Origin of the sequence: Sphingomonas arvum (assembly GCF_026013565.1) — a bacterium.
In the GTDB taxonomy this organism is placed as follows: Bacteria; Pseudomonadota; Alphaproteobacteria; order Sphingomonadales; family Sphingomonadaceae; genus Sphingomicrobium; species Sphingomicrobium arvum.
The window spans coordinates 224,463-237,958 of the sequence record NZ_JAPDOB010000002.1 but is presented as its reverse complement, the minus strand read 5'-3'; the positions used below and the strand labels follow the sequence as shown (position 1 = coordinate 237,958).

General features: G+C 67.0%; 15 protein-coding genes. 3 read left to right on the top strand and 12 right to left on the bottom strand.

The window, feature by feature from the left end; genetic code table 11:
- Window positions 1-26 precede the first annotated feature (26 nt).
- The 4 genes from OMW55_RS08705 to thrS form a co-directional block, all read right to left on the bottom strand.
- Window positions 27-2,963, bottom strand: a complete 2,937-nt coding sequence (locus OMW55_RS08705; protein WP_264882449.1) for a TonB-dependent receptor — start codon at window positions 2,961-2,963, stop codon at window positions 27-29.
- 199 nt (window positions 2,964-3,162) lie between these two features.
- On the bottom strand, window positions 3,163-3,705 hold the full coding sequence (infC, locus tag OMW55_RS08700; RefSeq protein ID WP_264883968.1) for a translation initiation factor IF-3: 543 nt from the start codon (window positions 3,703-3,705) through the stop codon (window positions 3,163-3,165).
- A gap of 98 nt (window positions 3,706-3,803) precedes the next feature.
- Entirely contained in the window at window positions 3,804-4,145 is a 342-nt protein-coding gene (locus OMW55_RS08695) for a GCN5-related N-acetyltransferase (RefSeq protein ID WP_264882448.1), read from the bottom strand.
- Window positions 4,126-6,147: a threonine--tRNA ligase gene (gene thrS, locus OMW55_RS08690; RefSeq protein WP_264882446.1), complete on the bottom strand. Its 2,022-nt coding sequence runs from the start codon at window positions 6,145-6,147 to the stop codon at window positions 4,126-4,128. The genes OMW55_RS08695 and thrS overlap by 20 nt, the downstream gene beginning before the upstream one ends.
- A 123-nt stretch (window positions 6,148-6,270) precedes the next feature.
- On the opposite strand from thrS, the gene OMW55_RS08685 reads away from it, so the two are divergent.
- The 3 genes from OMW55_RS08685 to OMW55_RS08675 are packed head-to-tail and all read left to right on the top strand — an operon-like array spanning window position 6,271 to window position 7,793.
- Window positions 6,271-6,693: a hypothetical protein gene (locus OMW55_RS08685; RefSeq protein WP_264882444.1), complete on the top strand. Its 423-nt coding sequence runs from the start codon at window positions 6,271-6,273 to the stop codon at window positions 6,691-6,693.
- The gene (locus OMW55_RS08680; protein WP_264882443.1) at window positions 6,690-6,890 is read left to right on the top strand and encodes a helix-turn-helix transcriptional regulator; all 201 of its coding nucleotides are present in this window, start codon (window positions 6,690-6,692) and stop codon (window positions 6,888-6,890) included. The genes OMW55_RS08685 and OMW55_RS08680 overlap by 4 nt, the downstream gene beginning before the upstream one ends.
- A 3-nt stretch (window positions 6,891-6,893) precedes the next feature.
- Complete coding sequence (locus OMW55_RS08675; RefSeq protein WP_264882442.1) at window positions 6,894-7,793, top strand: alpha/beta fold hydrolase; 900 nt, start codon at window positions 6,894-6,896, stop codon at window positions 7,791-7,793.
- Here OMW55_RS08675 and OMW55_RS08670 read toward each other — a convergent pair.
- The 8 genes from OMW55_RS08670 to OMW55_RS08635 are packed head-to-tail and all read right to left on the bottom strand — an operon-like array spanning window position 7,790 to window position 13,494.
- A complete protein-coding gene (locus tag OMW55_RS08670) occupies window positions 7,790-8,038 on the bottom strand; it encodes a hypothetical protein (RefSeq protein WP_264882441.1) in 249 nt (82 codons plus the stop codon). The genes OMW55_RS08675 and OMW55_RS08670 overlap by 4 nt on opposite strands.
- Window positions 8,039-8,088: 50 nt before the next feature.
- Complete coding sequence (locus OMW55_RS08665; protein WP_264882440.1) at window positions 8,089-8,451, bottom strand: HesB/IscA family protein; 363 nt, start codon at window positions 8,449-8,451, stop codon at window positions 8,089-8,091.
- Window positions 8,451-8,921: an SUF system Fe-S cluster assembly protein gene (locus OMW55_RS08660; RefSeq protein WP_264882438.1), complete on the bottom strand. Its 471-nt coding sequence runs from the start codon at window positions 8,919-8,921 to the stop codon at window positions 8,451-8,453. The genes OMW55_RS08665 and OMW55_RS08660 overlap by 1 nt, the downstream gene beginning before the upstream one ends.
- The gene (locus OMW55_RS08655; RefSeq protein ID WP_264882437.1) at window positions 8,918-10,108 is read right to left on the bottom strand and encodes an aminotransferase class V-fold PLP-dependent enzyme; all 1,191 of its coding nucleotides are present in this window, start codon (window positions 10,106-10,108) and stop codon (window positions 8,918-8,920) included. The genes OMW55_RS08660 and OMW55_RS08655 overlap by 4 nt, the downstream gene beginning before the upstream one ends.
- A complete protein-coding gene (locus OMW55_RS08650) occupies window positions 10,105-10,854 on the bottom strand; it encodes a SufD family Fe-S cluster assembly protein (protein ID WP_264882436.1) in 750 nt (249 codons plus the stop codon). Before OMW55_RS08650 ends, OMW55_RS08655 begins: the two co-directional genes overlap by 4 nt.
- Complete coding sequence (gene sufC / locus OMW55_RS08645) at window positions 10,851-11,591, bottom strand: Fe-S cluster assembly ATPase SufC (protein ID WP_264882435.1); 741 nt, start codon at window positions 11,589-11,591, stop codon at window positions 10,851-10,853. The genes OMW55_RS08650 and sufC overlap by 4 nt, the downstream gene beginning before the upstream one ends.
- Window positions 11,591-13,072, bottom strand: a complete 1,482-nt coding sequence (gene sufB / locus OMW55_RS08640; RefSeq protein ID WP_264882434.1) for a Fe-S cluster assembly protein SufB — start codon at window positions 13,070-13,072, stop codon at window positions 11,591-11,593. Before sufB ends, sufC begins: the two co-directional genes overlap by 1 nt.
- Window positions 13,069-13,494 carry an RrF2 family transcriptional regulator gene (locus OMW55_RS08635; RefSeq protein WP_264882432.1) on the bottom strand — a complete coding sequence of 142 codons (426 nt, stop codon included), beginning with the start codon at window positions 13,492-13,494 and terminating at the stop codon, window positions 13,069-13,071. Before OMW55_RS08635 ends, sufB begins: the two co-directional genes overlap by 4 nt.
- Window positions 13,495-13,496 lie beyond the last annotated feature (2 nt).

Here is a 13,496-nt window from a genome sequence, read left to right as displayed (position 1 = left end):
CCTCTCATCATCGGGTCGGCTGGCCCTTAGATCTTGCCGCGCAGCGTCAGACCAAAGGTCCGCGGCTCGGCCAGGAAGGCGCCGAACAGCTGGGTCGCCCGGTTCGGCAGCGGCGAGCAGAAGCCCTGCTGCGCACCGCGGACCGTGCAGCTGCCCTGCAGGGTGCCGTCGAACGCCACCTGCTTGTAGTCCTCCTGGAACAGGTTCTGCGCCCACAGCTCGACCGCCCACATGCCGTTCGGGCCGCGCAGGCCAATGCGGCCGTTCACCTGGGTGTAGCCGTTCTCCATCTTCTCGAGATCGAGGTCGGAACCGGTGTTGAACGCCGACTGGTGACGGGCATCGAGGTAGATGAGACCGCGCAGGCCGCTGGTGCCGATCGGCGGGGTCCAGGCGATGGACGAGCTGACCGTCCACAGCGCACTGTTGGACAGGCGGCGGCCCGGCAGCTGGAACAGCGCGGTCGACAGCGCCCGGCCATCGGCGCCGACCAGATTGTTGCGGTACTTGGTGTCAGCCACCGTGGCACCGAAGTTGAAGTTCACGTTGGCGATCGGCCGGCTGAACAGTTCGAACTCGATGCCGCGGCTCTTCACGCCCGACTTGACCTTGCCGGTGCAGGCGCCCGTGGAGGTCGGCACGCCGCCAACCTGCTGCACGTTGTCCTGGTCGAGGCCGCCCAGGTCGTCGCCGCAGCTGTTGATGTTCTCGACGAAGAAGTTGACGCCGTTGAACGTATTCAGCTGGAAGTCGCGGAACAGCTGGCGGAACAGGGCGACATTGAAGTCGATCCCGTTGCCATTGTACTTGGCGCCCAGCTCGAACGCGTTGTTGATCTCCGGCTTGAACTCCAGCTGACCAATGCTGGCCAGGCCGCCGGCCGCGACGCAGCCGGCAGGCACCGCGCCGGTCGTCGGGCAGACGGCGCCGGCGACCGGGACGGCCGAGCTGTTCAGCGCGACGTAGCGCGACAGCGCCGACCGGTCGAGGTTGTAGCCGCCCGCCTTGTAGCCGCGCGAGTAGCTGGCGTAGGTCAGGATCTGGTCGGTCGGCTTGTAGCTCAGCACCGCGGTGCCCGACAGCTTGCTTTCCGTCCGGCTGTCCTTCTGGTCGATCGCGCCGCCCGGCAGGCTCGGGATCACGCAAGGCACCTGCTGCAGCGAACCGAGGCCGGGCGCCGTCGAGTAGAGGGTGCACAGGTTCGCGGCGAGCGGCTGGGTGTCGCGCAGCGACATGTCCAGAGTCTTCTTCTCCCGCGTGTAGCGGGCGCCCACGGTCAGCTTCAGCCCATCGGCGATGGTGAAGATGTTGTGGGTGAACAGCGCAAGGTTGTTGCTTTCCTGGTTGTAGATGTCGTCGATCGCGACACCGGTAAAGTTGCGGCCGGGCGCGCCGAACGCCGTGGCGACGTTGCTGAAACCGCTGTTGCCGAACACCGGCGCTGCGAACACGCCGGTGCGGGCGAAGGCGTCGAACACGGTCTGCGTGGCGCCGGTGAAGAAGGTCCGCACGGTCGGCGCGGTCACCGGGTTGACGCAGGTCGCCGACGTCGGGCTGACCAGGGTGCCGCCAAGCGCCGCCACCTGCGGGATGGCGCTGGCCTGCAGCCCTTGCGCGAAGTTCAGCGCAACGAGGCAGTTGGCGTAGCGGCTGTAGTCCGCGCCGTACGCCAGATTGTCACGAACCCGCAGCTTCTCGTTCGCGTAATAGCCGCCGACCAGCCAGTCGAGCCGGCCGCCCAGGGTGGTGCCCTGAAAACGGAGCTCCTGGCTGAACGTCTTGAAGCGGTTGTACGAGCCGCCGTCATCGTCGCGATACAGGATGTCGAGGCTGTTGAAGTCCGCGTCCTGGCCGCGGATGTAGTTGTTGTAGCGGTAGGCGGTGATGGAGGTGAGCTCCGCGCCGCCGAAATCCCACACGGCCTCGGCCGACAGGCCGCCGTCCTTCACGTCCTGGCGGTAGCTGCGGCCCGGGGTGATGGCCACGTCGCGATCATAGGGATCGTCGAGGATGATGCCGCCCAAGCCGCGCTCGATGGCGGCAATGGTCGACGGCTGCGTCTGCGCGCCGTTGGGCGTCCCCACCGTGTCGCTGGCCGGCAGGAAGACGGCGCCGCAGCATTCCTCGTTGCGCTTGGAATAGTCGCCGATGAGCCGCAACGAGAAGTCGTCGTTCGGCTTGAACAGCAACTGGCCGCGCAGCAGCCAGCGATCGCGGTTGTTGATGCTGCGGCCGGAAACTACGTCGTCGAGCAGGCCATCGCGCTTCAGGTAGACGCCGTCGAGGCGGGCGGCAATCGACTCGGTCAGGCCCGCGGTCGCGCCCAGTTCAAGGCGGCGATAGTCGTAGTTGCCGACCGTGATTTCGCCATAAGCGCTCGGCGTGAAGCTCGGACGGGCGGTGATGACGGAGATGAGGCCGGCCGAGGTGTTGCGGCCGAACAGGGTGCCCTGCGGCCCGCGCAGCACCTCGATCCGGTCGATCGGGCCGAGTTCGGTGAGACCGGTACCGGTACGCGAGCGATAGACGCCGTCGATGAACACGCCGACCGAGCTTTCCAGGCCGGGGTTGTCGCCAACGGTGCCGATGCCGCGGATGCGGGCCACGGCCGCGCCCGCTTCGGACGACGTCGAGGACACGAGCAGCGAGGGCGAAACCTGGTTCAGCTGGCGGATGTCGGTCGCGCCCGTATTCTCCAGCTGCGTCGCGGTGACCGCGCTGACGGCCAGCGGAACGTCGGACAGGGCCTCGTTGCGGCGGGTCGCGGTGACAACGATGTCACCAACGTTCTGGTTCTGGGCCTGGGTTTCCGGCGTCGGGTCCGACTGCGCAACGGCGCCGGCCTCGGTCGTGGCGCCGTCGGTCGGCTGAGTCCCGCCCTGGTCGGTGTCGGTCTGCTGGGCGAAGGCTGGCGTAGACAGGGCGAACAGGCCTGCCGACAGCAGCCAAATGGACTTGCGCATGTGAAAACCCCTCCGGAAACGTAATAGTCGCCGGAGAGAGCTAAAGCAGGCGTGAACGTGAAGGAAGCGAGGGGAACCGTTGCAACCAGCAATCGGTCTCACCTGTAGCGCGCCTGCAACATGATGCGCCGCAGCAAAAGAGCTATTCTCTTGCTGCGGCGCAGCGTCACCTTACGGCAATGTCAGTAACGGCAGATGGTTACTTGGGCGCAAGCACCATCAGCATCTGGCGGCCTTCCATGCGCGGATGGGCCTCGACCTTGGCGATCTCACCGGTCGCCTCGGCGACCCGCTGCAGCACCGCCATGCCGAGCTGGCCGTGAGCCATTTCGCGACCACGGAAACGCATGGTCACCTTGACCTTGTCGCCTTCCTCCAGGAACTCGACCACCTTCTTCATCTTGGTGTCGTAGTCGTGGTCGTCGATGTTGGGACGCATCTTGATCTCCTTGATCTCCTGCGTCTTCTGCTTCTTGCGGGCCTCGTTGGCCTTTTTCTGCGCTTCATACTTGAAGCGGCCGATGTCGAGGAACTTGGCGACGGGCGGATCGGCGTTGGGGCTGATCTCGACCAGGTCGAGGCCGACGCTGACGGCCTGTTCGTAAGCTTCGCGCGTATACATCACGCCCAGATTCTCGCCATTCTCATCGATCACCCGGACCTTGGGCGACTGGATGAACTCATTGAAGCGAGGGCCGGTGAACTGCGGCGGCGCCTGAGGGCGACGGAAGGGCGGGGGTATAGCGCAATCTCCTGATGCGGTTGGTTCTAGCGCCGCGAGCTAAGGCGTTCGCGCGCCGAATGGAAGGGGGCAGCCGCGTGCCGCCGCCAATTTGCGGCTCAATGTGGCGGGGCCGCGTCGGTTTGCAAGCCGCTCAGGCTGGCCAGCTTGCCCCGCCACGCAAGTGAGCGGCGATTCAATTCGGTCAGATCGACGTGGTTCGCAAGCACCTGCCCGCCAAGCGCGAGGGCTCGCCCGAGCAATTCGTCGGACGCATGGCGATAAGCGGGGCGGCCGGCCACGTGATCGTACCAGCAGCCTCCGCAGGCATTGTCGAGCAGCACCCGCGCGAAGCAATGGTCGTTGCGGATCGGCCACCCGCGATCCGAAGCGACCGTCGGCAGTTCCTCGCGGACGAGGCGCAGCCATCGGCCCTCCAGCTCAGTCCGGCTTGGCGGCAAGGTCCGGTGCGACCGCCTCGGCCGCGATCGCGGCGAGCGCCTCGTCCAGGCTCATAACCAATTGGCGTTCCTCCGAGCCGAGCCGACGGAGCGCGACCGTGCCCTCCTCCGCTTCGCGCTTGCCGACGACCAGCAGCAACGGAACCTTGGCCAGGCTGTGCTCGCGCACTTTGTAGTTGATCTTCTCGTTGCGCGTGTCGGTTTCGACCCTGAGGCCTGCTGCCCGCAGCCGCGCCGCGACATCGGCCGCATAGCCGTCCGCGTCGGAGACGATGGTCGCCACCACCACCTGCGTCGGCGCCAGCCACAGCGGGAACTTGCCGGCATAATGCTCGATCAGGATACCGATGAACCGCTCGTAGGAGCCGAAGATGGCACGATGCAGCATGACGGGCCGGTGCCGCTCGCCATCCTCGCCGACGTAGGACGCGTCGAGCCGCTCGGGCAGCACGCGGTCGGACTGGATCGTGCCGACCTGCCAGGTACGGCCAATGGCGTCGGTCAGGTGCCATTCGAGCTTGGGCGCGTAGAAGGCGCCCTCGCCCGGCAGCTCTTCCCAGCCATATTCGGGTGTCGCCAGCCCCGCCTTGACGACCGCGTCGCGCAGCTCGTTCTCGGCCTTGTCCCAATCCTCGTCGCTGCCGAACCGCTTGTCCGGCCGCAGCGCCAGCTTGATCGAGTAGGTGAAGCCGAAGTCGCGATAGATGCGATCGGCCAGCTCGCAAAAGGCGCGGACCTCATCGACGATCTGGTCCTCGCGGCAGAAGATGTGGGCGTCGTCCTGAGTGAACTGGCGCACCCGCATCAGCCCGTGCAGCGCGCCGTGCGGCTCGTTGCGGTGGCAGCAGCCGTTCTCGTACAGCCGCAGCGGCAGGTCGCGGTAGCTCTTGATGCCCTGGCGGAAAATCAGCACGTGCGCAGGACAGTTCATCGGCTTAAGCGCCATCCAGTCGGCGTCGCCGGTGATGACCGGGCCCTCGTCTTCCGTGTTCGGCACCTCATCGGGGATGACGAACATGTTCTCGCGATACTTGCCCCAGTGGCCGCTCTGCTCCCACTGGCGCGCGTCCATGATCTGCGGGGTCTTGACCTCCTGGTAGCCGGCTGCGTCGATCGCGCGGCGCATGTAGCTCTCCAGCTGGCGCCAGACGAGGTAGCCCTGCGGGTGCCAGAAGATGGAGCCGTGCGCTTCCTCCTGGAGGTGGAACAGGTCCATCTCCCGGCCGAGCTTGCGGTGGTCGCGCTTGCCGGCCTCCTCCAGGCGCGTGAGGTGTTCGGAGAGCTGCTTCTTGTTGAGCCAGGCCGTCCCGTAGATGCGGCTCAGCATCGGGTTCTTGGGGTCGCCGCGCCAGTACGCGCCCGACACCCGCGTCAGCTTGAACGCTTGGGGATCGAGCTTGCCGGTGGAGGCGAGGTGCGGACCGCGGCACAGGTCTAGCCAGGCGCTCTCGCCACGGCCGGAGCGGTACATGGTGATCGTCTCGCCAGGGGGGAGTTCCATCACCCACTCGGCCTTGAACGCCTCGCCGGTGCGCTGGAAGTGATCGCGCACGTCCTCGCGTTGCCACACCTCGCGGATCAGCGGCTCGTCGCGAGCAATGACGCGGCGCATTTCCTCCTCAATCGCGGGCAGGTCCTCCTCGGTGAAGGCCCCGCGCTCGGCAGTGGGCGCGAAGTCGTAGTAAAAGCCGTCGTCCGTCGCCGGGCCGAAGGTGATCTGCGTGCCGGGGTAAAGGTTCTGCACCGCCTCGGCGAGGACGTGGGCGAAGTCGTGCCGGACCAGCTCCAGCGCGTCCTTCTCGTCCTTGGCCGTGACCAGCGCCAGCTGTGCGTCGCCCTCGAACGGGCGTGTGATGTCGCGCAGCTCGCCATCGACGCGCGCGGCGATTGCCGCCTTGGCGAGGCCCGGCCCAATCGCCGCCGCGACATCGGCGGGCGTCGAGCCTTCGGGCATTTCCCGGACGGATCCGTCGGGAAGCGAGATTCGGAACATCTTGGACATGATGCCCCGCATGTAGCGGGCGAGCGGCGCTTTTTGCACCCCCGACAACAAAGACAAGGATACTTGACACGCTTGTCGCCCGTCGTGTAAAGGTAACTTCACATCATGAGGAGCCACCTTTACATGTCCAAGTACAAGAGCCCTGCGATGCGCCGCTATCTAAAGCGACTGGCGGTGCTGATGGCGGCTTATCTGCTGCTGCTGATAGTTGCCGTTCGCACTTTCCGGAGCGGCGCCGACATCGGGCTGCTCGCCTGGCCGCTTGCGATCGCGCCCGCGCTTCCCATCATCGGGGTGTTCTGGGCCGTGATGCGCCTGTTGGTGGAGGAGCCCGACGAGTTCATTCGCATGCTGTTCGTCCGCCAGGCGCTGATCGCCACCGGCTTCTGCCTGACGGTGATGACGGTATGGGAGTTCCTGCAGAACTTCGACCTCGTGCCATCCGGCACCGGCGGGTTCGGCGCGGCCTTCTTCTGGTTCATGGGCCTGGGCGTCGGCGCGCTCTACAACAAGCTGACCACCGGCACCTCGGCCGACTGCGCATGAACAACCGCCTGAAGGTGCTCCGCGCCGAGCGGAACTGGAGCCAGCAGGACTTGGCCGAACGCCTGGAGGTGTCACGCCAGAGCGTCAACGCGGTCGAGACGGGCAAGTACGACCCATCGCTGCCCCTCGCATTCCGGATCGCGGCGGTGTTCGCGCTGCCGATCGAGCAGATTTTCTCACCCGACCAGAAGGACTGAACCATGTTGCGACTAAGCCTTGCCGCCCTGCTGATAACGCCGGTGGCCCTCCCCATCTCCGCGCCCGCCCTGGCCGCCGCGCCGGTGCACCTGCCCACGCGCTTCAGCGTGGTGGTGGAAGGTCATGGACCCGACGTCATCCTGATCCCGGGCCTGTCCAGCACGCGGGATGTGTGGGCCGCCACCGCCGCCGACCTTCGCGGGCGTTATCGCGTGCACATGGTACAGCTGAAGGGCTTCGGCGAGCCGGCCGGGGCCAATGCCAGCGGACCGGTGCTGCGGCCGTTCGTCGACGATCTCGCCACCTACATCCGGGCCAATCGCCTGAAGCAGCCGGCTGTCATCGGCCACTCCATGGGCGGCTTAGCAGCGCTAATGCTTGGCACCGGTCACCCTGGGGTTGCCAGCCGGATCATGGTTGTGGACAGCCTGGCGTTCATCGGACCGCTGTTCGGCGCGGCCGACGTCGCCGCGGTTACGCCTCGGGCCGGGGCGATGCGGGCGATGATGCTTGCCCGGCCCGGTCAGACGACGCCGGACTTCACCCTCAAGCCGGACTGCCCCGGGGCGGAGCCGGTGCCTTCGGGTGAGGCGACGATGACCAACAGCGCGCTGGGCGCCTGCCTAGTCGGGTACGGCGGGCGGGTGTCGGACCCGCGGGTGGTCGCCCAGGCCATGTTTGACGACATGGTAACCGACATGCGCGGAGAGGTCGGACGGATCCAGGTGCCGCTGACCGTGCTCCATGCGGGGCCGCGGGACGGTGACTATGGCAAGCTCTATACCGCCAGCTATGCGGGCAAGGTCGGGGTGAAGCTGGTCGGCATTCCGGGAAGCGCGCACTTCATCATGCAGGACCAGCCACGGCAATTCGCCGAGCAGGTGAGCGCCTTCCTGCGTTAGCGCCGGCCGCCGCCGAACCGGGAGCGGAGCAACGGCAGCGCCGGACAATTCCCACCGACCCGCAGCATGGCGGCATAGGTATCCGCGGGCGGAAGGTCGGTAAGCTTGTGCAGCTCGGCACGCTGGCTTTGGGACTTGGCGAGTACCGGAGGACATCCGGTCAGCAGCAGGCCATTCCGGGCACGCAGGCCCGGATTGGCCTGCAGCGGTGCTGCGGCGACGGCCAACGCGAGAAGAATCATCACGTTTCTCCCTCGCGCGCAGGATAACAGAAGCCCGCCTTGCCCGCGAGCCGCTAGACCATGAAGCTTTCGCCGCAGCCGCACGCACCCTTGGCGTTCGGATTCTCGAACACGAAGCCGGCGGTGAAATCGTCCTCGCGCCAGTCCATGACCGAGCCGATCAGGTAGAGCACCGATGCGCCATCGACGTAGAAGGTGCCGCCCGATGTTTCGATCTTCTCGTCGAACTTGTTCTCTTGCGTGACGAAGTCGACCGAATAAGCGAGGCCCGAGCAGCCGCGCTTGGGCGTGGACAGCTTGACGCCGATTGCACCGTCAGGAGCGCGGGCCATCAGGTCGGCGATCCGCTGTTCGGCCGCCGGAGTAAGGGTGATCGCGGCGGGGCGTGGGCGGCGGGTCGTCGTGGTGTCGGCCATCACAGCATTCCCAGTTCGAGCCGGGCCTCGTCGCTCATCTTGGACGGGTCCCAGGGCGGATCCCAGACGAGCTTGACCTCCGCGTCGCGGACGCCCGGCACCGACAGGACGCGCAGCTCGACTTCGCCTGGCATCGACTCCGCCACCGGGCAGTGCGGCGTGGTCAGCGTCATGGTGACCACCGCGTCGCCATCCTCGCTGACCGCGACGTCGTAGATCAACCCGAGTTCGTAGATGTCGACCGGGATCTCCGGGTCGTAGATGGTCTTGAGCGTCTCGACGATCGCCGCCTGCACGTCGCCACCGGCACCATGCGCGGCGGGCTCCGCTGGCTTCTCGGCTAAAAAGCCCGCGAGATAGTCGCGCTTGCGCTCGAAGGTTTTGGACGGGGTTTCGACCTCCACGCGGGCGCGCGGCGGCTTTGGCACGGCGTCCACTTCGTCCACTTCGATTTTCCGTTCCTCGTTCATCCGAAGATCCGCTTCACTTTCTTCAAGCCCTCGACGAGGGCGTCGATGTCGCTGCTGTCGGAATGGGCCGCGAAACTCGCGCGGCAGGTGGCCGGCACGCCGAGCAGCTCCATCAGCGGCTGCGCGCAGTGGTGGCCCGCGCGGATCGCCACGCCCGCGTCGTCCAGGATCGTGCCGACATCATGCGGGTGGACGCCATCCACGCTGAAGCTGACGATGCCGGCGGACTCCTCCGGGCCGTACAGGGTGACAAAGCCGAGCTCGCGCAGCCGCGTCCGGGTTTCTGCAACGAGCGCAGCCTCATGCGTATGCAACCGCTCGACCCCGATCCCCTCGACCCAGTCGATGGCGGCGGCGAGGCCGATCCCGCCGACAATGTGCGGGGTGCCGGCCTCGAACCGTTGCGGCGGAGGCATGAAGGTGGTGCGCTCAAAGCTTACCTGGTCGATCATCGCGCCGCCGCCCTGCCACGGCGGCATGACGTCAAGCAGCTCGCTGCGGCCCCACAGCACGCCGATGCCGGTCGGGCCGTAGAGCTTATGACCGGAGTAGGCGTAGAAATCGGCACCGATTGCGGCGACGGCCACCGGCAGGCGCGGCGCGGCCTGACAGCCGTCGAGCAGCAGCAGCGCGCCTTTCGAGTGGGCGACCCTGGCCGCGCGGCTCGCGTCGAGGATGGAGCCGAGCACGTTGGACACGTGCGCAAAGCTGACGATCCGGTGCTGGTCGGAGATCATCCGCTCGGCGGCGTCCAGGTCGATGCGGCCATCGCCCGTCAGCGGCACGACGTCGACCGTGTAGCCGGCGAGCTGCCACGGCACGATGTTGCTGTGATGCTCCAGAGCGGACAGCAGGACGCGGTCGCGCCCTTCCTTCGGCAGCACTTGGGCGACGAGGTTGATCGCTTCGGTCGCGCCGCGGGTGAAGACCACTTCCTCCGCCGCGCCGCCGATAAACGCGCCGGCCCGGGCCCGAGCAGCTTCGTACGCCAGCGTCATGTCGGCGGAGCGCTGGTAGACGCCGCGGTGCACCGACGCGTAGTCCTGCGCATAGGCGCGGGTGATCGCGTCGATCACCGGCTGCGGCTTTTGCGCCGACACCGCGGAGTCGAGATAGTGCCAGCCGGCGATCGCGGGAAACTGGTCGCGAACGTCGAGAGCGGTGCGGATCGGTGCCTGGACGTTCATGCCGCCACCCTCCGCAGCAGCGCGCGGCTGGCTTCGACCAGCTCATCGCGGCGATCCTCAGGCGCATCGTCCCACAGCTGCAGCACGAATCCTTCCAGCAGCAGCGCCTTGGCCTCGGCCGGCGGCAGGCCGCGCGACATGGCGTAGAACAGCTGGGTCGGATCGAGCTCGCCGACGGTCGCGCCGTGAGCGCATTTCACGTCGTCGGCGTAGATCTCCAGCTCAGGCTTGCAGTTCGCCGTCGCACCGCGGTCGAGCAGCATCGCCTTGACCGACTGCTCACCGTCGACCTTCTGCGCCTGGCGGGCGACCGCCACCTTGCCGAGGTAGGAGCCGGTGGCGGTGCCGCCGAGCACACTGCGCACCGTCTGGTTTGAGGTGCCGTTCGGCTCGGTGTGGCGGACGTGAGTAACGATCTCCTGCGTCGCCTTCCCGCCGGCGATGTTGGCGGCGTTGAGGGTGAAGCGCGCGCCCTCGCGCACCTCCACGTCCATCTCGATGCGGCCATATTCGGCGGCGCCGTTCAGCGCGAACAGGTCGAGGCTGGCGCCGGGCTGGATCACCAGGCGGGCGCGGTGAACTTCCACGGCCTCGTTCGCGGCCAGCAGCACATGGCTGTGCGCCTCGCCCGCGGGCACGACGATCTCGCGCGCTTGCGCCAGGTCGGCCCACACGCGCCCGAGCGCGTCGAGGTCAGCGTAGCGGTACGCCTCGTCCTTGCGGGTCGGGAGAGCGAGCGCGGTCATGCGACCTCCGCGTAGCCCTCGCGCTCCAGCTCCAGCGCGAGTTCGGGGCCGCCGCTGCGGACGATACGGCCGGCGGCGAGGACGTGCACGCGGTCCGGCTGCACATAATCGAGCAGGCGCTGATAATGGGTGATCAGCAGCGCCGCGCGGTCGGGGCCGCGCATGATGCGGTTGATCTCGGCGCCCACCACGCGGAGCGCGTCGATGTCGAGGCCGCTGTCGGTTTCGTCCAGCACGGCGAAGCGCGGACGCATGATGCCCATCTGGACCATCTCGGCCCGCTTCTTCTCACCGCCCGAGAAGCCGACGTTGACCGGGCGCTTGAGCATGTCGACGTCCATGCCGAGCTCGGCCGCTTCGGCGCGGGCGAGGCGGATGAACTCTGCGCCGGAGAGATCGGCTTGGCCACGCGCGCGGCGCTGCGCGTTCAGGCTCTCGCGGATGAACTGCATCGATGACACGCCAGGGATCTCGACAGGATACTGGAAGCCGAGGAACAGGCCCGCGGCGGCGCGCTCGTGCGGCTCTTGTGCGAGCAGGTCCTCGCCGATGAAGGTCACGGTGCCGCCGGTCACCTCATAGCCGGGTCGCCCCCCAAGCACGTAGGACAGCGTCGACTTACCCGCGCCGTTCGGCCCCATAATCGCATGCACCTCGCCGGCGGGAACGGTGAGGCTAAGGCCGTTCAGGATCGGCTTGCCCGCGACAGTCGCGTGGAGGTTGTTGATCTCAAGCACTAGCCGACACTTCCTTCCAGACTGATACCCAGCAGCTTCTGTGCCTCTACCGCGAACTCCATCGGCAGCTGCTTCAGCACCTCGCGGGCGAAGCCGTTGACGATCAGGGCGACCGCCGCTTCCTGGTCGAGTCCCCGCGACATGGCGTAGAACAGCTGGTCCTCGCTGATCTTGGACGTGGTCGCCTCATGCTCTATGGTCGCGGTCGGGTTCTTGACCTCGATGTAGGGCACGGTGTGGGCGCCACACTGGTCGCCCAAGAGCAGGCTATCGCATTGCGTGAAGTTGCGGACGTTCTCCGCGCCGGGAAGCACCTTCACGAGGCCCCGATAGGTGTTGTCGCTGCGGCCGGCGCTGATGCCCTTGGACACGATGGTCGAGCGGGTGTTGGCGCCGATGTGCACCATTTTGGTGCCGGTGTCGGCCTGCTGGCGGTTGTTGGTCACCGCGACCGAGTAGAACTCGCCGACGGACCCATCGCCCTTGAGGATGCAGCTGGGATACTTCCAGGTGATCGCGCTGCCGGTCTCGACCTGGGTCCAGCTGACCTTGGAGCGCGCGCCCGAGCACATCGCCCGCTTGGTGACGAAGTTGTAGATGCCGCCCACGCCCTCGGCGTTGCCCGGATACCAGTTCTGGACGGTGGAGTACTTCACCTCCGCATCCTCGTGGGCGAAAATCTCGACCACCGCGGCGTGGAGCTGGTTCTCGTCGCGCATCGGCGCGGTGCAGCCTTCAAGGTAGGACACGTAGCTGCCCTTGTCGGCGACGATCAGCGTGCGCTCGAACTGGCCGGTGTTCTCCGCATTGATGCGGAAGTAGGTCGACAACTCCATCGGGCAGCGTACGCCCTCCGGAATGTAGACGAAGGTGCCGTCGGAAAAGACCGCCGAGTTCAAGCAGGCGAAGTAGTTGTCGCGCTGCGGCACGACGCTGCCAAGGTACTTGCGGACGAGGTCCGGGAATTCCTTCACCGCCTCGCTGATCGACCGGAAGATGACGCCGGCCTTGTTGAGCTCCTCGCGGAAGGTGGTGGCGACGGACACGCTGTCGAACACGGCGTCCACCGCGACCTTGCGCGCGCCTTCGACGCCGGCAAGCACCTTCTGCTCCTCGATCGGGATGCCGAGTTTCTCGTAAGTGCGGCGGATCTCCGGATCGAGCTCATCAAGCGACGCGATGGTCGGCTTCTGCTTGGGCTCGGCGTAGTAATAGGCGTCCTGATAGTCGATCGCCGGGATGTCGAGCTTGGCCCAGTCGACCTCCTCCATCGTGAGCCAGGCGCGATAGGCTTTCAGCCGCCATTCGAGCAGCCACTCGGGCTCGCCCTTCTTGGCCGAGATGTAGCGCACCGTGTCTTCGTTCAGCCCCTTGGGGGCGCGCTCGGACTCGATGTCGCTGGTGAAGCCCCACTCGTAGGTGGCGAGCTTTTCTGCCGCCTCGTGCGCTTCGCGGTTCTTGAAGGTGACGTCGTCGGTCATGCGGGTTCCAGGACGCGCTCACGCGCCAGTTGTTCGAGGGTGACGCCGGCCAGCGCGCCGCGTACGGCCCGGCTGACGACGCTCATGTGCGGCTTGACCCGGCAGCGGGCGTCGAGCGCGCAGTCGCTCGCCTCGTCCGAGCCGCTGCACTGGGTCATGGCGATGGGGCCTTCCACCGCCTCGATGATGTCGGCCAGGCTGATCGCATCCGCCGGCCGGGCCAGGGTGAAGCCGCCGCCCGCGCCGCGCACGCTCCCCAGCAGCCCGGCCGAGCCGAGCTTGCCCATTAGCTTCTGCGCGGTCGGCAACGGCACCCCGGTCTCGCCCGCCAGCACCGACGCGCTGAGGCGCCCACCCGCGGGAGCACGGGCGGCGGCGGTCATGATCACGACCGCGTAATCGGCGAGATGGGTCAGGCGCATGG